The sequence below is a fragment of the Pseudomonas sp. NBRC 111131 genome, assembly GCF_001320525.1.
Lineage (GTDB): Bacteria > Pseudomonadota > Gammaproteobacteria > Pseudomonadales > Pseudomonadaceae > Aquipseudomonas > Aquipseudomonas ceruminis.
Genome location: NZ_BCBH01000012.1, coordinates 1 through 23,710, shown reverse-complemented (window position 1 = coordinate 23,710; position 23,710 = coordinate 1). Strand labels below are relative to the sequence as shown.

The 23,710-nt window shown below is 64.4% G+C and carries 18 protein-coding genes; 8 read left to right on the top strand and 10 right to left on the bottom strand.

All coding sequences use genetic code 11. From position 1 onward, the window contains the following. Positions 1–34: 34 nt before the first annotated feature. A complete protein-coding gene (locus APH34_RS13285) occupies positions 35–5,266 on the bottom strand; it encodes an NEL-type E3 ubiquitin ligase domain-containing protein (RefSeq protein ID WP_054901490.1) in 5,232 nt (1,743 codons plus the stop codon). Between the two features lie 199 nt (positions 5,267–5,465). Here APH34_RS13285 and APH34_RS13280 point away from each other — a divergent pair, with 199 nt between their 5' ends. From APH34_RS13280 to APH34_RS13255, 6 genes are all read left to right on the top strand, one after another. Continuing rightward, positions 5,466–7,043: a hypothetical protein gene (locus APH34_RS13280; RefSeq protein WP_054901489.1), complete on the top strand. Its 1,578-nt coding sequence runs from the start codon at positions 5,466–5,468 to the stop codon at positions 7,041–7,043. Between the two features lie 185 nt (positions 7,044–7,228). Beyond that, a complete protein-coding gene (gene dkgB, locus APH34_RS13275) occupies positions 7,229–8,032 on the top strand; it encodes a 2,5-didehydrogluconate reductase DkgB (RefSeq protein WP_054901488.1) in 804 nt (267 codons plus the stop codon). Positions 8,033–8,124: 92 nt separating this feature from the next. Beyond that, complete coding sequence (locus APH34_RS13270) at positions 8,125–9,312, top strand: MFS transporter (protein ID WP_054901487.1); 1,188 nt, start codon at positions 8,125–8,127, stop codon at positions 9,310–9,312. Positions 9,313–9,445: 133 nt separating this feature from the next. After that, positions 9,446–9,910 carry a DUF1348 family protein gene (locus APH34_RS13265; RefSeq protein WP_054901486.1) on the top strand — a complete coding sequence of 155 codons (465 nt, stop codon included), beginning with the start codon at positions 9,446–9,448 and terminating at the stop codon, positions 9,908–9,910. A 238-nt stretch (positions 9,911–10,148) separates the two neighbouring features. After that, complete coding sequence (locus tag APH34_RS13260; protein WP_054901485.1) at positions 10,149–11,384, top strand: MFS transporter; 1,236 nt, start codon at positions 10,149–10,151, stop codon at positions 11,382–11,384. Between the two features lie 36 nt (positions 11,385–11,420). Continuing rightward, a complete protein-coding gene (locus APH34_RS13255; RefSeq protein ID WP_054901484.1) occupies positions 11,421–12,194 on the top strand; it encodes a helix-turn-helix domain-containing protein in 774 nt (257 codons plus the stop codon). A 3-nt stretch (positions 12,195–12,197) separates the two neighbouring features. Here the strand turns inward: APH34_RS13255 and metC are convergent, their stop codons facing one another. From metC to APH34_RS13225, 6 genes are read right to left on the bottom strand one after another with little or no spacing between them, the layout of a single operon-like run. Beyond that, positions 12,198–14,891 (bottom strand): cystathionine beta-lyase, encoded by a 2,694-nt coding sequence (gene metC / locus APH34_RS13250; RefSeq protein ID WP_054901483.1) that lies wholly within the window; start codon positions 14,889–14,891, stop codon positions 12,198–12,200. Positions 14,892–14,923: 32 nt separating this feature from the next. Then, positions 14,924–15,514, bottom strand: a complete 591-nt coding sequence (locus tag APH34_RS13245; protein ID WP_054901482.1) for a cysteine dioxygenase family protein — start codon at positions 15,512–15,514, stop codon at positions 14,924–14,926. A gap of 25 nt (positions 15,515–15,539) precedes the next feature. Continuing rightward, a complete protein-coding gene (locus tag APH34_RS13240) occupies positions 15,540–16,358 on the bottom strand; it encodes an amino acid ABC transporter ATP-binding protein (RefSeq protein ID WP_054901481.1) in 819 nt (272 codons plus the stop codon). Further along, the gene (locus APH34_RS13235) at positions 16,348–17,028 is read right to left on the bottom strand and encodes an amino acid ABC transporter permease (protein WP_054901480.1); all 681 of its coding nucleotides are present in this window, start codon (positions 17,026–17,028) and stop codon (positions 16,348–16,350) included. Before APH34_RS13235 ends, APH34_RS13240 begins: the two co-directional genes overlap by 11 nt. After that, positions 17,018–17,752, bottom strand: coding sequence for an amino acid ABC transporter permease (locus APH34_RS13230; protein ID WP_054901479.1), 735 nt, complete (start codon positions 17,750–17,752; stop codon positions 17,018–17,020). Before APH34_RS13230 ends, APH34_RS13235 begins: the two co-directional genes overlap by 11 nt. Position 17,753: 1 nt before the next feature. Further along, positions 17,754–18,593, bottom strand: a complete 840-nt coding sequence (locus APH34_RS13225; RefSeq protein WP_054901478.1) for a transporter substrate-binding domain-containing protein — start codon at positions 18,591–18,593, stop codon at positions 17,754–17,756. A gap of 246 nt (positions 18,594–18,839) precedes the next feature. Between APH34_RS13225 and APH34_RS13220 the strand changes: the two genes are divergently transcribed. Further along, a complete protein-coding gene (locus APH34_RS13220; protein ID WP_054901477.1) occupies positions 18,840–19,691 on the top strand; it encodes a LysR substrate-binding domain-containing protein in 852 nt (283 codons plus the stop codon). A gap of 9 nt (positions 19,692–19,700) precedes the next feature. Here APH34_RS13220 and APH34_RS13215 read toward each other — a convergent pair whose 3' ends face one another. From APH34_RS13215 to APH34_RS13205, 3 genes are all read right to left on the bottom strand, one after another. Further along, positions 19,701–20,663 carry an aliphatic sulfonate ABC transporter substrate-binding protein gene (locus APH34_RS13215; RefSeq protein ID WP_054901476.1) on the bottom strand — a complete coding sequence of 321 codons (963 nt, stop codon included), beginning with the start codon at positions 20,661–20,663 and terminating at the stop codon, positions 19,701–19,703. Between the two features lie 14 nt (positions 20,664–20,677). Continuing rightward, a complete protein-coding gene (locus tag APH34_RS13210; protein WP_054901475.1) occupies positions 20,678–21,640 on the bottom strand; it encodes an ABC transporter substrate-binding protein in 963 nt (320 codons plus the stop codon). A 106-nt stretch (positions 21,641–21,746) separates the two neighbouring features. Beyond that, entirely contained in the window at positions 21,747–22,988 is a 1,242-nt protein-coding gene (locus tag APH34_RS13205) for an NAD(P)/FAD-dependent oxidoreductase (protein ID WP_082422804.1), read from the bottom strand. A gap of 293 nt (positions 22,989–23,281) precedes the next feature. Here APH34_RS13205 and APH34_RS29545 point away from each other — a divergent pair, with 293 nt between their 5' ends. Then, on the top strand, positions 23,282–23,602 hold the full coding sequence (locus APH34_RS29545; RefSeq protein WP_177337029.1) for a hypothetical protein: 321 nt from the start codon (positions 23,282–23,284) through the stop codon (positions 23,600–23,602). Positions 23,603–23,710: the final 108 nt, after the last annotated feature.

The window sequence follows — 23,710 nt, the reverse complement described above, 5'->3', positions numbered from 1 at the left end:
CCTTCCTCACCGTCTGCCCCGAGGGCGCCCTGCATCAGCCATGGCGGCTCGGCGGTTTCCTGCTCGCTGTCGCAGGCGGTATGTCGGCCCCCCTCGCCGCCTCCTCCCTGAACCGAATCAATGCAGCCCGCACCCGCTCCATGACCTGTGAACTCAACACGTTGTGCTCAAGATTGACGTTGGCTGCATGGGTCTCGATCCAACTGAGCGCGTCCTCGCTTAGCGTCGCGATGCGATTGCCACGCAAATCCACGACCAGATCAGGATGGCGCTGCATCAGGGCCAAGGGGAAACTGCGCAGGCCGGTTGCGCGCAGTGACAGGTAAGACAGGTGCGGGTTGTAGCGCAGCCTCGGCACAATGCCCAAGGGGTTGCCTGCCAGGCTGAGGATTTCCAACCTGGAAAACCATTCCAGCCGCAGCTCGCTGCCTGCATCAAGGGTGATGACGTTGTCATGCAGGTACAACTGGGTCAGCCGGCCAAGGCCATTGAGGTGCTCGGGTACGGTGGTCAAGCGGTTGGCGCTCAGATCGAGTACAACCAACCGCTCGAGGTTACCGAGGCGGCGCGGCACGCTGCCCAGCAGGTTGCCGCTCAAGTGCAGGTTCTCCAGGCTGGTCAATCGGCAGGCCCGTTCGCTGAGGTCGGTGAGCTGGTTGAACGAGAGGTCCAGGTCGCGCAGGTGTCCCAGTTGCTCGATACCGGCTGGCAGTTCTTCCAGCTGATTGCCGCTAAGGTCCAGTTCGGTCAATTGGCTTAGGTGTTGCAATCCCGTCACCGTGGTCAGCAGATTACCGCCCAGGTTTAACCGGCGCAGGTATGGCAGGTGTTCCAGCCCGTCAAAACGGGAAATGCTGTTGCCGGAAAGGTCCACCTCTTCCAGATTTGGAAAGCACCTCAGAAATGCGCTGTCGACCGCCGTGAGCTGCTGATTGCTCAGCGACAGCGTCCGCAGCCGGTCGAACACGATACCCGCTGGGAGGGTGGGCAGCGAGCTGATCGATAAGCCTTCGATTGTTGAATTCAACGATGAATCCTGGTCCTGATAGTTCGACAGCCAGACATCCCTCAGCACCCCGGCGATGTAGGAGCGCGCCTTGTACTCCGGGTCACCAGGATGCCCCCGCCATGCCATGAGGTTGTGCTCGAGGCGCCTCGACAAATGGCTGAACCCACGGACATTTGGACCATGCGGGCCATCGAGCCGGTACCACGTCCAATAATTACCCCGGGCCAGGGTCAATGTCATGGCCTGCTCCTCTTCCCGGCGCTGATCACGCAGCCGCTCGATCACCTCTGCAGGTGCCTGCCCTTCGCCCTCAGGAACAGCGGCAGCCAGGCGCAGGTGGTAGTCCCGGCGTATGGCGGCGAAGGGTGCGAGGTATTCTGCCTGAACATATTCCTGCCAGAACGGCTGTTGCGCCAGAAACTGACTCAGCACCTCGGGGGTTTCGGTTTCATACAAATGAGCCTCGGCGTCAGTCAGGTTGCCCAGTGTCACGGTGTCGACGTGCTCATAACTCAAAAGCGAAGGCTGGCCTTGGAGGCCCAGTGATTCGGCGAGCCCAGCCCTGAACGCCAGGTAGATATCATTTTCGTTCACAGGCTCGCCGCCCGTACGCAGGGCTTCGATATGACGTGCGGCAAAGCGGTCGAGCTGATCGAGCCTGAACAACTCACGCCCCAGGTTGCGTAGCTCGCGCTCCACACGCCGGCCGCGCAGGCCCTCGGTGCGCAACACCACCTGCATCCGCACCCGCCATGCCGCAAGATCCGCCCGCCCACGTGTCGCAGCGGCCTGCTCGAACAGCGCGCTGCGTACTTGCCCATGGTGGTACATGGCATTGAGCAGTTCGACGACCTGCCGGCGCATCTCTGCAGGATGCTGGATAAACGCTGGGCCATCGGACAGCTCCGCGAGCTGAGAAAAAAAGCGCTCGCTACCCACTTGTGCGCGAAGCAACCGCCACTGTTCACGGCACTGATTCGCTTGCGCCTCCGCCAGCCCGTCGAACCATGGCGCGCCGTCCACGGCCGGCTCCTGCACGACAGGCGCGGGCTCGCTATGGAGTCGCTCCCGCGCACGCTGAGACAGCGGATTGCCCTGCAACTGAACCTCGTCGAGGCTGGCGCGCAGCCGGGCAGCCTGCGCTTGGCTGACCTCGGCAATGCGGTTGTCCCGTAGGTCAATGTGCTGCAAGCACTGCAAATGCGAGGTATCGGGTATCGATGTCAGCCGGTTGCCCGACAGGTTCAGCCGAGTCACATTCGGGAAGCGGGCGAGAAACCCCTCGCTGACCTCGCCCAAGTCGAGGCTGCGCAAGGTCAGCGTGGTCACATGATCAAAGCTCACCGTCGGCGCAAGGTCAGGCAGGGTGCCCAACCTGGAACCTTCCAGGGTCAACGCCCGATTGCCGCTCGCATCATGGTCACGGCGCTGCCAGGCACGCCGGATACGCCGTGCCATACGTGCACGGCGAAGGAACTGTAGTGGGCCGGAGGCCTGTCGCCGCCACTGCCCCAACGCCTGATCCAGCGCCCGCAGCTCGTCGCACAGGCGCAGGTAGTAGTTCCAGGGGGAAAGGCCGAGGCTACGGGCAGTCGCCGTAAAATGGTCGAGTGTGTGCTCGTCGCTCGCCGGGAACAATTGCTGGAGGCCGCGCCGCAGTGCGCGATTGCTGCTCTCCCCGCGGCCGCTCAAGGGGTAACCCACACGGCCATCGCCCAGGCGTACCGGCGGCCTGAAACCAAGCCCGACCGGCGCCATGCCCAGCAACGCAGCGGCCCGCTCACGGTGCTTGCTTGCCCACAACGACAGGGCGTCGGCCAGTGCCTCAGGCGACTCACAAGCGTCGCCCAAGACTTTCTTCTGCCAGGGGTCGAGCTGCAGCAGCAGTGCCTTGAACAGGCTGTCTTCAGCGCTGGCCGATGGCAAGGGTTGGCCAAGGGCATCCAGCGCTTGATAGCCCTGGGCAGTCCTGAGCACGGTTCGTACGTGTGTTGCCGCAGGAGCGCCAGCACTGGCGGTAGGCGTCGCCGCCAGCGTGTCGCCGCGCACATCGAGCCGCACTGCGCGCCAGGGCGCGCGGTCAGCGATCAGGCCCAGGGCCAATCGCTCAGTGTCGCGGTTGATCGCTGCCGCTTGCAGCAGGCCCGCACAGGCGCGGTCCAGCCGCGCATCGCGGATGTACCAGCGTGCCTGTTCAGCCAAGGCCAGCGGCACACGCTGGTGAGCTTGCATGTGCTCGACCAGGTCCTCAGGCGCGTGATCGATGATCTCACCCGCGCCCAGCACCGTCAGGCCGGGGAAGTCACGGCGCATCAGGGTTTGCGCCGGGCTGGGGCTACCCTGCTGCGCCTGCAGCTGCCGTTCGAACGCCTCTCCCTCCAGCCTGGGGAACTGCGCATGCAACTGGTGACGCTGCACGGCATCGCGCAAGCGCGCTGGCGGCGGGGCCTGTTCAATGTGCAAACCGCGCAGTTGCGCTTCGTCATACCCCGTTGCTCGCATTACTTCATGGACTGTTCGTTCATCGAGCTGCGCCCAGTCGCGGCTCAAGTCCTGCATCAGCTGCACGCTGCCCTGCCACTCTTGCGGGTTCTCAAGCGCATGGCGCCAGCCGCCGGCCCCATTGTCCTCAAGCACAGGGGCGTAAGCATCGCTACGCAGCGGGTGGCGGATGCGCCGCTGCTGCGTGGCCTCGTCCAGGTACGTCATGTGGCTAGCCAACGGTGTACGCACATACGCTTGGCCTTGCACCTGGGTGAGCTCGCCGACCGCCCCTCGGTCCTCGACGCCATAGCCCGGCAATGCGGGGTCACACAGCTTGAGGGTGCCTTCACCGGGGTACACCGGCACCAGCTCATCGACCCTGTCAGCACGGGCCAGACGCTGCGAAGCCGCACCAGCCCCCACATTGAGCGCGGTCATGATCACGGTTTCGGCCACGGCATACAGGTGTTCTAGGGCCTCCTGGCGGTCCCCCAATCGCCAGTCGGCATACCCCTCATACACGTCATCGGCCACCTGCAATGCCGTGATGCCCAGCAAGGGCACGGCCAAAACAGGCAGCGCGAAACTGACCAGGCCCACCGCATCGAGCGCAAAGCTGCGATAGAAATGCAGGCGGCGATCCCGCACTTGCCCATCCACCGCGGCAGTGGGCGGCGCCTGCACACTGGCGTTGTCCAGCAAGGTGTCGATCTGTTGCTGACGCAGGTGTTCGAACAACGGCACTTCAATGGCCTCGTAGCGCCCGTCGAGCCGGACCGGGACATCCACGCCGACGCCTTGCAGTGCCTGGGCCAGGCCACGCGCATACGCTTCTCGGTCACGCTCACCGATAAAACGTTGGAAGAATTCTTTGTAGCCCGGCAAACGGAACTGTTTGCCCAATGCCAGAAACAGCATCTCCCAGGAGGCGTACCAGGTGAGCGCGCCCTGGGGGTCGTCCGGGATCCAGCACAGCACACCTTCAACCGCCGACCCGCTGGCGCCGTGTTGCTTGAATTCAAAGGCCACCGCTGAGCGTACCCGTTGACCAAACACCCGCAGTTGCATGGGCCGCAAGCCGCAGGCCGACTCCGGTTTGGCCGCCAGCAAGGCAAACAGCGGTGCACACGGGGCGTAGGCCTCTACACCGATTTCACCCTTGGCCAACGACAGCCGCAGTGTCGCCTCGAGGCTGGCCCGAAACCCTTCCTCAAGCAGAGCCTGAAGCTGCCTGCCCGCCTCGCCGTCGGGCGTAAGCTGGGCCCGCAGGTAGGCCTGGTATCGGCCCCCCAAGTCCAGCGTACGGCACAGCCTGGCAAAAGCGTTGAGCGACAAACCGGTCTCTAGCCCCGACGGATCCAGCACGGCGCTGCCCTGGAGAACCTCGGCCGCGAACGTTTCACGTTCAGTGAAGTTGTGCAGTGCCGCTTCCAGCAGGCTGTGCTCATGGACCTGCTCTCTGACGCCATCTGGCACTTGAGCGATGTAAGACGGAGAGCGTTGCAGCGTTCTGCGGCGCAAGCGGGCTTCACGCACATCAAGCGTTAGCGCGTGCTGTGTCTGCAATGCTTGTTGCAGCAGCGGCGCGGCAAAGGCCTCCAACGGGGTGATGCACGTTAGCAGCTCGTGTAATTCTTGTTGCACCTGCTGCTGGCGCTGCTGGCTGTGGTGCAAGGCGTAGAGCGTGTCCAGCGAACCGGTGGTCATCCACACCGGCAGGCGGCTGGCAATCAAAGCATCGGTGGAATCATCGGTGAACGCTTGGCTGGGCATCGCGGGCTCCTCGCGGCAAAAGCGCGATTGCACCACTGCTGTGTCAGGCGGTTGCGGTAGCTATTGCTGTACCAGTGCTTCGGACCTGGCGGTGCGCATGCCCCTCGGCCTCGGGGATACCTACATCAATAGCGCTCATGTTCCTGTCCGGCCTGCCGATACCAAGCTTTATATGCCGTGAACAGTAAGGAAGCTGGCGATGAACCCCATTACCTCAGCAGCACGCCTGACCCCCGTCTTCGACGTTGTAGCACGCGCGCCTCAGGTGAGGGCTGCCAGTTCGACCCAAACATTGGCAACCCCCCCAAGCACCGTGGTGAGCCTCGGGCAGCAGATCGACAGCGTCGATGCTCCGCTCTACACGGCCAAGGGCACGCTGGGCGAGGGGCAGCGCCAGTATGCGTGGGAGCAGGACAGCACCGACAAACTCAGCATGTACATGTTGAGCGCAATCCAGTCGTCCTCCACTGCCGCACGCTTCCAGGGGTTGGGTGCCGCCTTGCTGGAGCAATTGGCAGCCAACGGCGGGCAACGCATCTCGCAATCGGGGCTGGCAATCAGCAACAACACGCCAACCGACCCTTTGTTGCTAGGTCTGCAGCAGGCCAGGCTGCGCGAACATGCCACCAGCAGCGTGAGCTTCAACCTGACCACCGCATCGGGTGCCACGGTGACCCTGGGGCTGTACAGCAGCGCCAATGGCCTGGCAGTGGACGCTGACGTGCAAGGGGGTACGCTGAGCGGCGAAGAGCTCAAGGGCTTGGCTGCCATGGCAGACAGCTTCCAGTCAGCCCTCAACGGCTTGTCCCAGGAGCCACCGCGCCTGCAACTGGGCACACTGGTCAAGCTCGACCCCACGCTGTTCGCCGGTCTGCAGTTGAATGCCAAACTTGAGAACGCCAATGGCGACATGCAAACCTTCGACCTGCAGCTCGATGACCACACCCGCAGCCTGAAACTGCAAGGCCCCAGCGGTGAGGTGAAAATGAACCTCGATACCCAAGGGGGTGCGCTGCTGGGCAGCCAGGCACAGCGCCAGGCTGCGGTGGCCAATTACCTGACCCAGTTCGATGCTGCACAGAAGCGTGGCCACGGTGACGCGCAGTTGATGGCCCTGTTCAAGGATGCCTTCAGCCAGCTCAACAGTGTGGACGATACTCAGCCGCGCCCGGTGGGCCATACAACGGCGCAGAACACCGCCAGCCGCCTGCTGTTGAGTGGTCTGGCCGACTTCACCGCCTCGCTCAAGCAGGCCGAACAGAAGATCAACCCCATGCGCAGCGAAGAGGTCGATCACTTCGACTACAACGCCTCGCAAGCGACCACGCTCAAGGGCGGCACCACCAACCTGTCCGTGCAACAGGACCAGCAGGCCGATCTGAAAGCAGCCTGGCACACCGGCCTGAACCCCTTGGTCCAGCTCAACCTGACCCGTGACAGCAAATCGCAGAATTACCGCTACCACGAGGTCAACGACCAATCGAGCAGCACCACACGGCTTGAGTTCGCTCGCGATAAGCTGGTGCACGCCAGTGCGACCCAGCAAGCCAGCCAGCAGGAGCGAGTACGCACCTATCAAGAGGGGGTGATGAAGGACGATGTGACCCACAAAGCGTCGTCCACCAAGACCCGTGATCTACTGGCCATGCTCGATACCCTGCTTACCCAGGATCGCGCCGCACGCCGGGTAGGCGCGGCCTCTGTGCTGGAAGACCAGTTGGCTAGCCAGCGCCATCTGTGGCTGCTGCAGTCGGTCCCAGGGCAGATCGCCGCCTGACAGACTTGATTGTAACGCTGGGAGTCACGAGCCAAAGCTGTACTCGTGACTTTCAGTCAAAGCACCTTGACCCCGCCCCGCCTTAATCAATCCCCGCCAAACCCGCACACTGCTCCCATTCGAACGAGCTTGAGGCTAAAGCGCCTAAGCTCTTGTTCACCTTTCATCACTCAGCAGGAGCAGCCATGAACATTCCATCCTTCGGCCTCGGCACCTTCCGGCTCACCGGCAACGCCGTCATCGATTCGGTCAAATCCGCCCTGGCACTGGGCTACCGGGCCATCGATACCGCACAGATCTACAAGAACGAAGCCGACGTCGGCCAGGCGATCGCCGAGAGCGGCGTCCCGCGAAATGAGCTGTTCATCACCACCAAGATCTGGGTCGACAACTACGCCGCCGCCAAGCTGGTCCCCAGCCTGCGCGAGAGCCTGAACAAGCTGCGCACCGACTACGTCGACCTGCTGCTGATCCATTGGCCGGCTCCGGATAACGGCGTCGAATTGACCGAATTCATGACGGCCCTGGCCGATGCCAAGAAGCTTGGCCTGACTCGCCAGATCGGTGTGTCCAACTTCAACATCGAACTGACCCGGCAGGCCATCGATGTGGTCGGTAAAGGGGAGATCGCCACCAACCAGATCGAACTCAGCCCCTACCTGCAGAACAGCAAGCTCGCCGCCTACCTCAAGGAACAGGGCATCACCGTGACCTCCTACATGACCCTGGCCTATGGCAAGGTCCTGAACGACCCGGTGCTAGCCGAGATCGCCGCCAAGCACAAGGCCACCGTCGCCCAGGTCGCGCTGGCCTGGGCCCTGCAGTTGGGCTACGCGGTGATCCCGTCGTCCACCAAGCGCGAGAACCTGGCCAGCAACCTGCTTGCCCGCGACCTGCGCCTGGACGCTGACGACATGGCGCGCATCGCCACGCTCGAGCGTAACGGTCGCGAAGTCAGCCCCGACGGCCTGGCGCCTGCCTGGGACTGATCCCTATGCGCCGGTAGCGCTTCCCTCGCAGGTAAACCCGTCAAGGGAGCGCTACCGACCACCTTCGATGACCTGCATTCTTGGAGCTGTAGATGAGCGCGCTTTCCCCCAAACGGGTCCTGTTTGCCCTGGCCATCGGCGCCTTCGGCATCGGCACCACAGAGTTCACCCCGATGGGCCTGCTGCCGGTGATCGCCCAGGGCGTCGATGTCAGCATCCCCAGCGCGGGCATGCTGATTACCGCCTACGCCATCGGCGTGATGGTCGGCGCACCGATCATGACGTTGTTGTTCAGCCGCTTTGGCAAACGCGCCGCGCTGATGGCGCTGATGGCTATCTTCACGCTCGGCAACCTGCTGTCGGCGTTCTCGCCGGACTACTACACCCTGCTCGCGTCCCGGCTAGTCACCAGCCTCAACCATGGCGCCTTCTTCGGCCTGGGTGCGGTGGTGGCCGCCAGCGTGGTGCCCAAGGATAAACAGGCCAGTGCCGTGGCAACCATGTTCATGGGCCTGACCATCGCCAACATCGGCGGCGTGCCCGCCGCCACCTGGATCGGGCAGCAAGTCGGCTGGCGCATGGCGTTTGCCGGTACCGCAGGGCTCGGCCTGCTGGCCATGAGCGCCTTGTGGTATGCCCTGCCCAGAGGTGAGCGCGGCAGCGTACCCCACGTGCGCAAGGAGCTGGCAGTGATCGCACGCCCCAGCGTACTGCTGGCGATGGCCACCACGGTGCTGGGTGCCGGCGCCATGTTCACCCTGTATACCTACGTGGCACCGGTGCTGGCGGAGCTGACCGGCGCCTCGGACAGGTTCGTCACCTTCGGCCTGGTACTGATCGGGGTGGGGTTCACCCTTGGCAACAGCTTGGGGGGGCGTCTGGCCGACTGGTCGCTGGACGGCGCAGCCCGAATCTTTCTTGGCCTCTTGGCGTTGATCATGTTGCTGATGCCACTGGTGCTCGGCAGTCACATGGGCGCCGCCATCGCGCTGTTGGTTTGGGGCGTGTTCACCTTCGCGGTGGTGCCGCCTTTGCAGATGCGCGTGATGACGGCGGCCATCGAGGCGCCGGGGCTGGCCTCGTCGATCAACGTTGGCGCGTTCAACCTGGGCAATGCCGTGGGTGCGGCCCTGGGTGGCGCTGTGATCAGCCTGAACCTGGGCTATGCCGCGGTGCCGGTGGCCGGTGGTCTGCTGGCGGCGGCAGCCCTGCTGCTGGTCTGGCTCGGCGGGCGCCAGAAGGCGCCTGACCAGGCCCTCAAGGGCGCCGCTGAGCAGTGAAAGCGGGAGGGGGCTGTTGCGGGCCCGCATCATTTCGCCAACTGCAATTATCAAATGTTGCATGCAGCCATTCTCAACCCAGGCATCGTGGTACTACGCTGCTCCAGGCCCACCACCACCGAGGAGTATCCCGATGTCACGCCCACCCTTGCCACCCTTCACCCGCGAAAGCGCCATCGAAAAAGTCCGCCTGGCCGAAGACGGCTGGAACAGTCGCGACGCCGCCAAGGTAGCTCTGGCCTACACCGTGGACACGGTCTGGCGCAACCGTGTGGAGTTTCCCCGGGGCCGCGCCGACGTGCAGGCATTCCTGACCCGCAAGTGGAACCATGAGCTGGAATACCGCCTGATCAAGGAGCTGTGGGCGTTCACCGACAACCGCATTGCCGTGCGTTATGCCTACGAATACCACGACGATAGCGGCCAATGGTTCCGCGCCTATGGCAACGAGAATTGGGAGTTCGCCGAAGATGGCTTGATGCAACTTCGCCATTCGAGCATCAACGAGCACCCCATTACCCAAGCGCAGCGCAAATTCCACTGGCCCCTTGGCCGTCGCCCGGACGACCACCCAGGCCTTGGCGAACTGGGGCTCTGAAGGTCAGGCACCCTCGCAGACGGCGCACCTGCGGGTGACGCACGCACAGCACGTAGCGCTCATGCACGACGCTCTGCTGCGAGTAACCACCCAAGGTCCAGCCAGGCGCATGTTGCCCAAACCAGCAATGTCCGAAACGTGCTAGTGGGTGCCTGTTCGACGTGAGACAGGCAAAAGCGGCGCTGGATATTCTCCAGCCGCAATGCCTTGTTACCACTCGACAAAAAGAGCCTCGCCCATGACGACTTCTGCCGCCACCTTGGCCTCGCCCACCGCGCCCGCCGATCAACCCCAGGGCTTTCTGGTCCGCATCGTCGGTGCTGCCGCCTTCGCACACCTGCTCAACGACCTGATCCAGGCTGTCCTGCCGTCGATCTACCCCATGCTCAAAAGCGACTTCTCGCTTAGCTTCGCACAGATCGGCTGGATCGCCCTGGTCTACCAGGTCACCGCCTCGCTGCTGCAACCCTGGGTTGGCATGTACACCGACAAACACCCACAACCTTACCTGCTGCCCGCCGGCATGCTGGTGACCCTGGTCGGCATCGCCCTGCTGGCATTCGCCGACAGTTACCCCATGTTGCTGGTGGCGGCGGCGGTAGTCGGCGTCGGTTCGGCTACCTTCCACCCCGAAGCCTCGCGGGTGGCGCGCATGGCCTCGGGCGGGCGCTTCGGCACCGCGCAGTCGACCTTCCAGGTCGGCGGCAACACCGGCTCTGCGATCGGCCCATTGCTGACGGCAGCGATCGTCATCCCCCACGGCCAGTCGGCCATCGCCTGGTTCATGCTGGCCGCTGCGTTGGCGGTCTTCGTGCTGCTGCGCGTCACCGGCTGGACCATCCGCCATGGCCAGACACACCTCAAGAGCTTTGCCGGGCAACAGGCGCCAGGGCTTTCCAGGGGCGCCATGTGGCGTGCGGTGGGTGTGATCGCAGTGCTGATGTTCGCCAAGTTCGTGTACATCGCCTCGTTTACCAACTACTTCACCTTTTACCTCATCGAACACTTCGGCCTGAGCGTGCAGCAAAGCCAGTTGTACCTCTTCGTGTTCCTTGCCGCCGTGGCGCTGGGCACCTTCGCCGGCGGGCCGGTGGGTGACCGAATCGGGCGCAAGGCGGTGATCTGGATTTCCTTCCTTGGCGTAGCGCCCTTCGCCCTCGCCTTGCCCTATGCCAACCTGGCATGGACAGCCGTGCTGGCGGTGGCCATTGGCCTGGTGATGTCGTCGGCCTTCGCCGCGCTGGTGGTCTACGCCCAGGAAGCGGTGCCAGGACGCGTCGGCATGGTGTCCGGGGTGATGTTCGGGCTGATGTTCGGCATCAGCGGCATCGGTGCTGCCGGGCTGGGGGAGTTGGCCGACCTGCATGGCATCGAGTGGGTGTACCGGGCGATCTCGTTCCTGCCGCTGCTCGGCCTGGCGACCGCCTTGCTGCCGGCGACCCGTTCCAAGGCACGACCAGCCACCTGCTGCTAAGATGGCGGCGCCGGATTGCGGCAACATGAGGGCACCATGGTAAAGCCACTGAAAGACATGCTGGTGGAGGTCGATGAATGGACCTGGGAGGTCGGCAGCCGTGCCACCGACTACCCCCCGGACTGGTACATCGCCCCGCACTCGCATGCCAAGCATCAGCTGATCTACGCCATCAAGGGCCTGATGATCGTGGCGTCGCAATCCGAACGCTGGACGGTACCGACCAGCCGTGGCATCTGGATGCCCTGCGGGCAGGAGCACGCCATTCGCTGCGTGGGCGACGTGAAGATGCGCAGCGTGTTCGTGCGCCCGGATGCCGCAGCAGGCCTGCCACTCCAGAGCAAGGCCATCAGTATTTCACCGCTGCTCAGCGAGCTGATCAAGGCCTCGGTACACTTCACCGGGCCCTTTGCCGACGATTCGCGGGAAGCGCGCATCATGCGCCTGATCCTTGATGAAATCAGCGTTCTGCCGACCTTGCCGCTGAAGCTGCTGCAACCCCGCGACCAGCGTCTGCTGACGATTTGCTCAGCCCTGCAGCAACGGCCGGACGACCCCTCCACCGTTGCCGACTGGGGGCAGTACCTGGGCGTGGACGAGAAAACCATCCAGCGCCTGTTTCGCAAGGAAACCGGCATGACCTTCGGCCAATGGCGCCAGCAGGCGCGACTGATGCAGGCCCTGGAGCGCATCGCCCTCGGCGAGCGCATCATCGATGTGGCCGGGACGCTGGGCTATGACAGCCCCAGCGCGTTCGCCAGCATGTTCAAGCGCCAGTTCGGCACCACCCCGAGCCAGTTCTTCAAGTAGGCTTCACGCCCTGAAAGCCTGATCCAGGTCACGCTGCAGCGAGCCCACGTCTTCAAGCCCGACATGCAGGCGCACCAGCGTGCCGGGCAATGCCGGTGACGTGCTGCGTTCGCCGACCTCGGCCAATGTGACCAGGCTCTCGTAGCCGCCCCACGAGGCGCCGATCCCGAATAGCCGCAAACCGTTGACGAAGGCCTCGGCGCGGGCGCTGTCTGCGTCGGCAAAGGCAAAGCTGAGCAGGCCGTTGCTGCCCTTGAAGTCGCGCTGCCACAGCGCATGCCCAGGGTGCTCCGGCAGCGCCGGGTGGTACACCCGGGCCACTTCTTCACGGCCCTGCAGCCAATGGGCGATCTGCAGCCCCTGGCGCTCGTGCACGGCCATGCGGCTGGCCAGGCTGCGGGCCCCGCGCAGTACCAGCCAGGCATCGTCGGGGCTGACGGTGCAGCCGCAGGTATCGCTCATGCGCGACAGCGCGCGGAACGCTTCGCGGGTGGTGCAGACACTGCCCATCATCACATCGCTGTGGCCGCCCAGGTACTTGGTCAGGGCCATGATCGAGATGTCGGCCCCCAACGCCAGGGGCTGCTGCAGATAGCCCGAGGCCCAGGTATTGTCGACCGCCAGCAGGATGTTTCTGGGCTTGCACAGGGCCGCCACGGCGGGCAGATCGACAAGTTCGTACAACAGCGAACCTGGGTTCTCGCAGTAGACCATGCGCGTATTGGCGCGCAATGCATCCTGCAAGCCGTGGCCGTTGGCGGCAAAATACTGCACCTGCACGCCGAAAGGCTCGAGCAGTTCACGCGCCAGGCGTCGCACCGGGCCGTAGACGCCATCACTGACCAACAGATGATCCCCCGGGCGCAGGTAGGCGAGCAGGGTCTGGCTGATGGCCTGCAAGCCGGTCGCGAAGAGCTTGCTGCGGTATCCGCCCTCAAGCTCGGTGACCAGGTCTTCCAAGGCGTGACCGGTCGGGTTGCCACGGGCACCGTAGCTGAGCACCCGCTCCTGGTCGCGACGGCTGCGGGCCTCGCGCATGGCCGCGACGTTGTCGAACAACACCGTGCTCAACCGGCTTACCGGCGGGTTGACGCCATGGGCACCCTGCCCTGGTTCGCCGCGCCCGCCGTGCACCAGGCGGGTGGCGACCGGCTCGGCCGGGGTCAACGGGGCGAAGCTGGCGATTTCCGCGGCGCTCATCTGGGCGATCAGGCCGGTCTCCCACGCCAGGTACTGGCGTGCAGCCTCCTTGTTGCCGGCATGGCGGTCATGCACGAAGAACAGAAAGTCGATGCACTCGGCATCGGCCAGCGACAGGTCATCATCGACCTGGGGCCAGGTCGCGAGCGCGGCGGCCGGGAACAGCCGTGCTGCCCTGCGTTGTGCGTCGGGCAGCTCATCGGCGGCCAGTTGCGCAACCCGCGGGTCGTCGGCAATGAACACCAGGTGCTGCTCGACGCCCCGCACATCTGCTGCAAGCCGCGACCGGGTCGACCAGCGCGCACCACGGGCATGGCGCTTGCGGTAGGCCATGCTCGGGCGCAGGTCGATCAGCAGGGCGTCGTCGAGCGCCGCCATACTGGCCTCTGGCAGGCTGGCAATCGGTGCCGGCACAGGCGCCAAGGCCAGCCCGCTGGCCACGCCGCCATCGAGGACATAGGCCGGGTGGCCCATCTGGCGCAGCCAACTGGCGACCACCGGGGCCCGCACCCCGTCATCGTCGAACAGCACGACCCGCGCCTTGCGCACGCCAATGTACAGGTCGGTCCCCTGCACCAGCTGACCGCCCGGCGCATGTTGCGCCCCTGGCAGGCTGCCTGCAGCGAACTCCTCCGGCGTGCGTACATCGCACAGGAACAGACTACGGGTGCGGTCAGCCGCCCATACCTGCACCTGCTCGGCCGACACCCATTGCACCCCCGCCTGCTGCCCCAAACGCCGGGCGCGTTCGCGCTGGTGCGCCAGCGCCTGGCCGCTGTGGGCCGGGTAGCCCTGACGGCTGCCATGCTCAAGCGGCAGGTCGACCAGGTGCCAGCCCTGGGTGCCGTTCTCCAGGGCATAGACCGGGTTTTCGAGGCCCAGGTTGATCAGCGTCTGCGCCCCGATGATGCTCCGGGTGCGGCCCGCACAGTTGATGACCACCGGCGTCTGCGGATCGCTGACCAGGTCCTCGATGCGGTAGCCCAGCTCGCCATTGGGGCAGCAGATGGCGCCTGGGATGCTCATCTTGGCGAATTCATCCAGCGGCCGGCCATCGAGCAGTACCAGGGATTTGCCCGTGCGCTGCCACGTTGCCAGTTGCTCGGCGCTGATGCTTGGGGTATGGCAAGCATGCTCAACCAGTTCGCCAAAGGCCTTGGACGGCAGATGCACGCCAGCGAACAGCTCATGGCCAGCGGCCTGCCATGCCCGGCTGCCCCCGGCAAGCCGATGCACCGCGCAGTAGCCCAGCGCGGCCAGGCGCTGGGCCGCACGCTCTGCCAGCGCGCCGTCGTCAAGGTCATAGATCACCGTGCGCACCGCCGGGTTTGGGGCCAGGCGCGGGGCGTCGATTTCCAGCCGGCTGTACGGCAGGTTGACGGCATGGAACAGGTGGGCTTCGCCGTATTGGCCGTGCTCACGCACATCGAACAGGGCGATTTCCTGGCCATCGAACAGCCAGTCATGCAGTTGTGCGGGGGTAACGCTCGAGCTCATGGGACGCGGTCCGTGGTCGTGATCGTGGTCGGTCAGAGGCCGTAGGCCTCGATGGAAGGCGCCATCTGCGATTTGTTGTAATTCACCACGCTGCCGTCGTCCTTGACGCCGTAGCGATGGTCGAGGGATTCCAGCGGGCGGCCGTACAGGTGAAAGTGCAAGGTAGGGGTCTGCCCTTCGACACGGATGCCGTGCAGGTCTTCACCCAGGAAGGCCACCGAAGTGCCTGGCTGCACGATGATCTCGCGCTCGAGCGCCAGCTGCGCCCGGGTCGGGTCGCTGCCGTCGTCGGCGCGGCGGTACACCCGGTTGAGCTCCTGGCCTTCGACCGCAACGATGATCGCCCAGGTTTCGTGGTTGTGCGGCAGGGTCGCTTTGCCGGGCAGCAGCGAGTTGACGTACAGCGTCGGCGACTCGCCATCGTCATTGAGCCGATAGCGGAACTGGGTTTCACCGCTGGCGGCATCCGGTGCCGGGAAGCGCTCGAAGTTGAACAGCTCACGCTGGTTGGCCAAGGCCTCGAGCAGGGTGACGATCTGCTGCAGTGCAGCGCGGTCAACCCCCCGCTCGTGTATGGCACGCACTTGCGCGAGGAATGGCTGGATCACGGATTCACGGGACATCGTAGGCCTCTCTTCTTCGGTGGGGTCATACGCTGAGGCTGTAGCGCCCCAGGTTGCTCAAAAGGTCCGGTGCAGGTCGGCCGGGGCGTTGGCCGGCCTCACCTTGGGCATGCTGCAGGAACGTACGCGTGCGCTCGTGCTGCGGGTCACGGAATACCTGCTGGGCGCTGCCGTGCTCGACGATGCGGCCATGCTCGGTGAAGTACACCTGGTCGCTGATCTCTTCGGCAAAGCGCATCTCGTGCGTCACCAGCACGCAGGTCATGCCCTCCTCGGTCAGGGCACGTATCACCGCCAGCACCTCACCGACCGTCTCTGGGTCGAGCGCCGAGGTTACCTCGTCGAACAGCATCAGCCGCGGCCGCATGGCCAGGGCGCGGGCGATCGCCACGCGTTGTTGCTGACCCCCGGACAGCTGGCCGGGGAAGGCATCGGCCTTGTGGCCCAGGCGTACCTTGTCGAGTAGCACCCGCGCTTCTTCGCGGGCCTCGTCACGGTTGCGGCCCAGCACTTTGATCGGAGCGATGAGCAGGTTGTCCAGCACGCTCAGGTGAGGGAACAGGTTGTACTGCTGGAAAACAAAGCCTACGTGCTTGCGCAAGGCAATCAGCTCAGCCTCGCTGCGCAGGTCGTGCACCTGCGTGCTGCCAATGCGGATGCTGCCCCGCTGTGGGCGCAGCAAGCCGGTGATGCAGCGCAGGATGGTCGACTTGCCCGAACCTGACGGGCCAATGATCGACACCGCCTGCCCGGCCTGCACCTGCAAGTCGATGCCGCGCAGCACCTGGGTATCACCGAACGCCAGGTGCACATCGCTGAGCTGGATCAAAGGTTCAGAAGGCATAGCGGCGCTCCAGGCGTTGGGTAAGGCGGGAAATCGGGTAGCAATAGAGGAAGAACAACACCAGCACACTGGCATACACCAGCACGGTGAAGTGGGTCTGGTTGACCGTGTTGGCGGCGATCTGGGCGCTGTCGATCAAGTCATGCACACCCACCAGCGAGGCCAGGGCGGTACCCATGGTCACCACCGCGTACAGGTTCATCCAGGGCGGCAGCATGCGCTTGAGGCACTGCGGCAGGATGATCGAGCGGAAGATCTGGCCCCGGCTGAAGGCCAGTGAGCGCGCGGCCTCCCACTGCGTCGCCGGGATCGAGGCGACTGCACCGCGAAAAATCTCGGCCACATTGGCGCTGGCGGGCAAGGCCAGGCCGACTGTGACCTTGAGCCAGTCGGGGAACGCCAACCAGGTACCGCCGATGTGTACCTCGAAGGGGAACACGTAGGACGTGAAGTAGAGCAGCACCAGCCACGGCGCGTTGCGGAACACCTGCACCCATAACCGTGCAAGCACGCGCAACGGTGCCAGTGGCGACAATGCCAGCCCCCCCACCAGCAGGCCCAGCAGGCTACCGATGGCGATGGCCCCGACACTGATCTGGATGTTCTGCAGCAGGCCCAGCGCCAGGCTGGGGGCCCAGTGCCACAAGGTGGTCAAGGCATCAGTGGCCATAGCCGGGCATCCTCAGGCGTGCTTCCAGCGCACGGCCGATACAGTTGACGGCGAAACTGAGCAGGCCGAAGAAGGCCAGGATCAGAATCATCAGTTCGATCACGTTGTCGCTCTGGGTCCAGATCATGATCGAGGCATAGGTGATGTCGTTGACCGCAATCGCCGAGGCCACCGCCGTCATCTTCACCAGGTCGATCAGGTTGTTGACCAGGGCTGGCAAGGCGAAGCGCAGCGCCAGCGGCAGCTGCACCTCCAACAGTTGCTGGCGCCGGCTCAAGGCCAGCGAACTGGCGGCCTCCAGGGTGACCGGCGGCACCGCCTCGATACCGGCACGCAGGGCTTCGGCGTGGAACGCGCCCTTGTGCAAGGAGATCACGATCACGACCCAGGCGAACGGTGTCATGGGGTTGGCGTTGCCCAGGCTCTGGTTGAGCAACATGTTCAGTACCAGGAAGGCGCAGTACAGTTGAACCAGCGTCGGGGTATTGCGCGTCACCTCGACAAATGCCCGTGCTGGCCAGCGCAGCCAGCGCTGCTGGCTGGTCAGCATGGCGGCCAGCACCATGCCGACCAGCAGGCTACCCATGATGCTCGTCAGGCACAGCCAGAGCGTGGTCAACGCGCCCTCGAGCAGGTTACCGCGGTGGTAGGCATCGAGCAGGAAGTGGTAGTCCAGACCCAGCCGGGTGCCCTGCTCGACCAACCCTTGCAAAATCGCGCTCATTTCAGGCGCCATCGCCCTGCAGTTGCTGGCGCAATTCCACCAGCGCCGGCGAGGCCGGGGTAATGTGGTTGGCCTGTTCGCGCTCGATCAACCAGCCGCTGCGATGCCACTGGCGCACGAACGGATCAAGGCGGGCCTGGGTGTCGGTTTCGCCGAGCCGGGTCCAGATCACCGACGGTGCCGGGTTGAGCTCGGGCGCCAGGGCACGGTAGCCGCTCCACTCGCCGCCCTTGGCCAGCAGCGGGTTGATCAGCGTGGCGTCGTGCACCGCCGCCACGCAGTTGTTGCCGCGCAGGGCCAGCAGCGACTCGGCCGATGTCTTGAAGGCCTTGAGCTGGGCCCCCAGATCGATCAGCGCCTGGGTATAGCTGCTGCCCTGGGAGGTGCACACCGGTTGCCCCTTGAGCTCGGCCCAGCTGTGTACCGGGCTGTCCTTGGCCACTGCGGCAGTGCCACCCACGCGGTAGAACGGCGTCGCCACGTGGCCAAGCAGCTTGTCGCGTTCAGGGTTCCATTCCATGTTGGCGATCAGCAGGTCGACCTTGCCCTGTTGCAGGAACTGCACGCGGTTGGCGGGCTGCACGGCCACCAGGTCGAGCTGCACATTGAGCTGGCGGGCCAGGTCACGGGCCAGGTCGACACTGAACCCTGTCGGCTGGCGGGTGGCCGGGTCGATGGCACCGAAGGGCCCGCCAGACAGCACGACGCCTACTGACAGGCGCTGGCGTTGCTCGATCTTGTCGAGGGTGGCGTCGGCATGGGCCAGACCGCTGCCGGCCAGGGTGGTGCCGGTGAGCAGCGTGGCAAGCAGGGCCTTGCGGGCAACAGTGGACAGCGACATGGTGAGCTCCTCGTTCCGGCGGCCGGAGCACCCGGCCTGATGAGGGCGCATGCTAGGAAGTCGCAGGCGCGAGGGGAAATGCAAATATCGCCTATCGTTATAACTCTGAGGCTATACACAATCATCAAAACGGACATAAGCCAGCATTTACAGGCGCTTCAAACTTTTTAAATGCACCGCTCTCGCAGAACGCATAAAGATCCGTTATGTTTATTTGAAACGGATTAATGTAAAGCACACCCGCCCATGCCTGCTCTGGACCTGGAATTGCTCCGCACCTTCGTCGCCATCGCCGACCACGCCAGCTACGCCGAGGCGGGCCGCCACCTTGCCCGCACCCAGGCCTCGGTGACGCAGCACATGCAACGCCTGGAACACCAGGTGGGCGTTACCCTGCTGCGCAAGCAAGGCCGCCACAAGGCCCTTACCGACGCCGGGCGCCAATTGCTGCGCCATGCCCGGCAAATGCTGGCACTCAACGACGAGGCCCTCGCCGGGCTGCGCGAGGACGGCCTGAGCGGCGTGCTGCGCATCGGTTCACCCCACGACATCGCCGATACCATCCTGCCGCCCATTCTTAGCCACATCGCCCGTTCGGCGCCCAACCTGCGCCTGGAGATCGACGTAGGCCGCAGCCCGTTCCTGATGGAGGACCTGCAACGCGGCAAGGTCGACATGGTCATCTCGACGCGCACCGCAGCGGGGCTGGAAGGTTTTGCCCTGCGGACCTCGCCGGTGTGGTGGATCTGCGCTGCCCAGTACCAGCACGTACCGGGCGAGCCGTTGCCGTTGGTGCTGGTGGATGAGCCAAGCCTGTACCGCAAACTGGCCCTGGAAGCACTCGAGCACGCCGGAATCGCCTGGCGCCAGGCGTACCTGGCGTCCAACCTGATCGGCATCAAGGCGGCGGTGCGCGCCGGGCTGGGGATTACCGCACGCAGCCAGGAAATGGTCAGCCCGGACATGCGGGTGCTCGGCCAGAGCGATGGCCTGCCACCGCTGCCGGACGTGACCTACTACCTGTGGGTGCGGGCGAATACGGTCAACCCGCTGATTCGCCAGGCCTATGCCATGGTGCGCGCCAGCATAGGCCTGTAGCGCAGGCGCTTACTGCCCAGCGCGGGGCTCGAACACGGTCACCGCACGCGCATCGACCGGCTTGGGCAGTAGCCCTTCACGGTAGAACGCATCGGCGATGCGCTGCTGCTCGCCGAGGTTGTCCAGCTTGACCGGCTGCACATCGTAGCTGCGCCGGGCATTGGCCTGCTGCACGGTGGCGCTGTCCAGGTTGCCCCACAACGGCCCCAGCACACGGGCGGCAGCTTCAGGGTTAGCCTTGGTCCAGGCCCCTATCTCGCGCAATGCCTGGTAGACCTGCTGCAGCACCTCGGGGTGCGCCTTGGCGTAGTCGCTGCCGGCCAGGTAATAGCGCTGGTAGCTGGCCAGGCCGTTGCCATCGGCGAGAACCCGCGCATTCTGCTGGCGCTGGGCACTGGCCACATACGGGTCCCAGGTTACCCAGGCATCGACCTTGCCGTTCTCGAACGCAGCGCGCCCATCAGCGGGAATCAGGTACGCCGGGGTGATGTCCTTGAAGTTCAAGCCGGCCTTGGCCAGCGCCTCAATCAACAGGTAATGGCTGCCCGCCGCCTTGGTTACCGCCACGCGCTTGCCCTTGAGGTCGGCCAGGGTCTTGAGCGGCGAGTTGGCCGGCACCAGGATGGCCTGGGCCGACGGCGACGGGGCTTCCCGGGCAAAGTAGGTGAGGTTGGCGCCAGCAGCCTGGGTGAACACCGGCACGGTATCGGCAACGTCCGCAGACAGGTCGACGTTGCCCAGGTTCAAGGCCTCGAGCAGCGGCAAACCGCTGGGGAACTCGTGCCAGGTGACGCGAATGCCCTCGGCCTGCAAGCGATGCTCCAGGCTGCCACGGGCCTTGAGCAACGTCAGCAAGGTCGAGGACTTCTGATAGCCGATGCGCAGGGTCTGCTCGGCGCTGGCCAGTGACGGCAGCAGGCCGCCGATCAGCAAGCCCAGGGCGAGGTGGCGCAAGCGTTTACGGTGCAACATAGGGGGTCTCCGGATCAATGTTGGGCCAACGCGCTGGTAGCGGGCACGGTAAAGCCAGTGGCAAAGGTGGGCGCCACGTCCAGGCGCTGATTCATCAGCCCGTGGGTGTGGTAGAAGTCGGCGGTGTCCTGCTGCTCGCTGATGGTCTTGGCATCGATGGCGTGCCAATGCAGCTGACGCCGCTCGAACTGCAGGCGGGCCGCGTCCTCGGGGAAGCCGATGATGGCGGCGAGGGTTTTCGAGTAGCCGTCCAGGTGCTGATAGGCCCAGACCTGGGCATTGCTCAGCCGTGCCAGGTAGTCCTGCAGCGCGCCGCGGCGCGCTGGGTCGTCCAGCGCCTTGTCGGTGGCAGCCAGGAAACTGTTACCGCTGGAAAGGCCACGACCATTGACCAGCACCCTGCCCTGCCCGCTCAGCTCAGCCAACGCGGTGTAGGGCTCCCAGGTGGACCAGGCATCCACCGAGCCATTGGCCAGGGCGATCTTGGCATCGACCGGGCCGAGGAAACGAAAGTCCACGTCCTTCTCCGACAGGCCGGCCTGGGCCAGCGCCTTCAGTGCCAGGTGATGGCCGATCGACCCCCGGCCGGTGGCAATGCGCTTGCCTTTGAGGTCGGCGGCACTGTGCAGCGCTGCATCGGGGCGTACCAGCAAGGCGGTGCCGTAGGGGTCGGACTTGTCCACGGCAATTGCCTTGACCGGCGCACCGGAGGCCAGCACGAACAGCAGCGGAGCGTCGCCGATGATACCGGCATCGATCGCACCGGCGTTGAGCGCTTCGGCCAACGGCGCAGCAGCCGGAAACTCCGCCCAGCGGATGTCGTAAGGCAGGTCGCGCAGGCCGTCGGCCGCCTCCAGCTGAGCACGCATGTTGCCCTTCTGGTCGCCTATGCGCAGGGTCAGGCGTTCGGCGGCGAACGCCTGGCTCGCCAGCAAGGTGGTGGCGATGACAATCAACAAACGGGACCGTATGGACATCCGCTGCTCCTGTTAAGTCCTTGGGGAGCAGCGAATGTAGCGGCATGTCAGAAATAAATAAAAGTGATTTTAGGAATAACCTAATATGCTTATTTAAGCAGCCAGACTACGCCCGGCGAGATCGCCAGCCGCAATGGTCTACGGCCCAGGCCCAAGCCTTCAAAGCGTCCCGCGCGGCCAACGCAATTTCTTCGTCACTGCGGCTGGCAAACTGGCGCTCCACAGCATCCGCTGCGATGAGCCCGACAACAGTGGGTTTGCCAACCGCATCCGTCAGGTCTAGCCATTCGATCCAGTTGGCTGGGGTGTCGTACCAGCGCAAATAACCCGTAGGCGAGCGCGGCCACCAGCGCTGATCGAACTGAAGTACGACCTTCTCGAGCTTGCCCATTCCAAGGTGAGCCAACGCCTCTTGCTGGCGCTGAGGCAGCTGCGGAACGAATTCCAGCAGTTTGAGTACCCCCAGCGGTACGGTGCAGATGCAGAAGTCGCCCCGCTCTGCGTTGATACACAGCTCACTGCCTCTCCAGTCAATCTGCACGACGGGCTGGCCCAAGCGAATATCTATGCCGTCGGCCAGATGCTCGATGAGCTGGCTGTATCCGCCGGGTAAGAAGTGATCATCATTGCCGACGCCTTCTTCATCCAGAGACGCCACCGAAAGCTCATCGAGCGCAAGACAGGCCTCGCTGATCAGGTTGGCATCGATGGCATACCTCGCTATCCGCGCCTGGTCGGGTTCCAAACCAGCCAGGTAGCGTGCTACACCTTCGGCCAGTGGGGCACTGCGCTCGACGCCTTGACGCAATGCCTGCCAAGCCTCGTCGATGCCATGGATCGGCCCATCACTGGCAGCGCAAAGCGGTTGACTGAAGTCGGTTGCCTCGACGCGAACCCCAAGACGCTCTGCCTCCCGGGCCAGGGCGTTGTCGGCGAACTGCTGCAACCAAGCTGCGCCGACGTCTACGGTCACTGAGCCCAGTTGCACGCTAAAGGTGCGGCCGCCGATGCGGTCCCGTGCTTCGATTACGGCACAATCGACACCGTGGGCGCGCAGATGACGGGCAGCTGCCAGACCGGCACATCCCGCACCGATAACTATGACCCGATGGGCGCCGTTTTGGATCGCAAGGTCTGCCGCGCGAACGCCGTCATCCCAAGCACCGTGAGCCATTGCAGGCGCGTGCGGGTTACACGCCTCGCCAGCAATCACTAGCCGCCCACTGAGGCATTCACCCAACGCGCGGCGATGCTCCAAGCTGCCGCCGGGCAGAAGAGCACTGTATGCGCCCCGACAAAAAGCATCCTGGCTCCAATGGGTAACGTGCCAGGCAGTAGGGCGATGCATAGAAGCGTCCGAGTCGGCACTTGGCTTGCTCATGAACGTAACCATCCTCTGTAGGGGCTGACCATGCTGGAGAGTGCCACACTAGATTTCATCCCTGTAGTTAGCAGATTCAAGTTTTTGACCTCTCTGGGATAGCGCTCATCGCCCTAGGCAAGCATTGCTCAACCCTGTCGGGCGAGCGCCGTGGCTGTTTGTCTACGGACACCGCCCCAGCAGTTTGCGCCGATGCGGCGCACGGGGGAGCCTTGCGGTTGGCCTCAAAGGCGCCAGTTTACCGTTGGATCCTCGCTGGCATGGCCCGTGCAATTATCGTACTGCATGCCACTTCAAGGTCTGATCTCATGGGTTACGTCCGGCCGTTAAACGAACTCCTTGTTCGCAAGCCCCTCAGCAGTGATGCCGCAGCCATCGCCACACTCCATGTCCGCAGCTGGCAAAGCGCCTACAACGGGCTATTGTCGGCACATTACCTGAACGCCCTGAGCGCCAGCGTGTCATTGAAGAGAACAGTGAGCCGCTTGCGCTCACCCGTTTTGGCCGAACGCTCTTCACCCAATCGGATCACGCGAAGCTGGAACGCCGGGCAAATGATGGGCGGGCTTCAGACTAAATGATGCTAAGACATCCTGGCTGTCAGCCACTGCTCTGGTAGGTCGTCGTTGTCGACGTAAGAGGCAGCGGGGGTTCCGGTCGTGAACGTCAGCTCTCGACCCTGAGCTGCC

What these genes read in the sequence shown, in the direction of transcription:
- APH34_RS13280 (WP_054901489.1), top strand. Translation starts at nt 5,466, where the DNA reads ATGAACCCCATTACCTCAGCAGCACGCCTGACCCCCGTCTTCGACGTT.
- APH34_RS29545 (WP_177337029.1), top strand. Translation starts at nt 23,282, where the DNA reads ATGGCCCGTGCAATTATCGTACTGCATGCCACTTCAAGGTCTGATCTC.
- APH34_RS13205 (WP_082422804.1), bottom strand. Translation starts at nt 22,988, where the DNA reads ATGCATCGCCCTACTGCCTGGCACGTTACCCATTGGAGCCAGGATGCT.
- APH34_RS13210 (WP_054901475.1), bottom strand. Translation starts at nt 21,640, where the DNA reads ATGTCCATACGGTCCCGTTTGTTGATTGTCATCGCCACCACCTTGCTG.
- APH34_RS13220 (WP_054901477.1), top strand. Translation starts at nt 18,840, where the DNA reads ATGCCTGCTCTGGACCTGGAATTGCTCCGCACCTTCGTCGCCATCGCC.
- APH34_RS13260 (WP_054901485.1), top strand. Translation starts at nt 10,149, where the DNA reads ATGACGACTTCTGCCGCCACCTTGGCCTCGCCCACCGCGCCCGCCGAT.
- APH34_RS13285 (WP_054901490.1), bottom strand. Translation starts at nt 5,266, where the DNA reads ATGCCCAGCCAAGCGTTCACCGATGATTCCACCGATGCTTTGATTGCC.
- metC (WP_054901483.1), bottom strand. Translation starts at nt 14,891, where the DNA reads ATGAGCTCGAGCGTTACCCCCGCACAACTGCATGACTGGCTGTTCGAT.
- APH34_RS13265 (WP_054901486.1), top strand. Translation starts at nt 9,446, where the DNA reads ATGTCACGCCCACCCTTGCCACCCTTCACCCGCGAAAGCGCCATCGAA.
- APH34_RS13255 (WP_054901484.1), top strand. Translation starts at nt 11,421, where the DNA reads ATGGTAAAGCCACTGAAAGACATGCTGGTGGAGGTCGATGAATGGACC.
- APH34_RS13215 (WP_054901476.1), bottom strand. Translation starts at nt 20,663, where the DNA reads ATGTTGCACCGTAAACGCTTGCGCCACCTCGCCCTGGGCTTGCTGATC.
- dkgB (WP_054901488.1), top strand. Translation starts at nt 7,229, where the DNA reads ATGAACATTCCATCCTTCGGCCTCGGCACCTTCCGGCTCACCGGCAAC.
- APH34_RS13245 (WP_054901482.1), bottom strand. Translation starts at nt 15,514, where the DNA reads ATGTCCCGTGAATCCGTGATCCAGCCATTCCTCGCGCAAGTGCGTGCC.
- APH34_RS13230 (WP_054901479.1), bottom strand. Translation starts at nt 17,752, where the DNA reads ATGAGCGCGATTTTGCAAGGGTTGGTCGAGCAGGGCACCCGGCTGGGT.
- APH34_RS13240 (WP_054901481.1), bottom strand. Translation starts at nt 16,358, where the DNA reads ATGCCTTCTGAACCTTTGATCCAGCTCAGCGATGTGCACCTGGCGTTC.
- APH34_RS13225 (WP_054901478.1), bottom strand. Translation starts at nt 18,593, where the DNA reads ATGTCGCTGTCCACTGTTGCCCGCAAGGCCCTGCTTGCCACGCTGCTC.
- APH34_RS13270 (WP_054901487.1), top strand. Translation starts at nt 8,125, where the DNA reads ATGAGCGCGCTTTCCCCCAAACGGGTCCTGTTTGCCCTGGCCATCGGC.
- APH34_RS13235 (WP_054901480.1), bottom strand. Translation starts at nt 17,028, where the DNA reads ATGGCCACTGATGCCTTGACCACCTTGTGGCACTGGGCCCCCAGCCTG.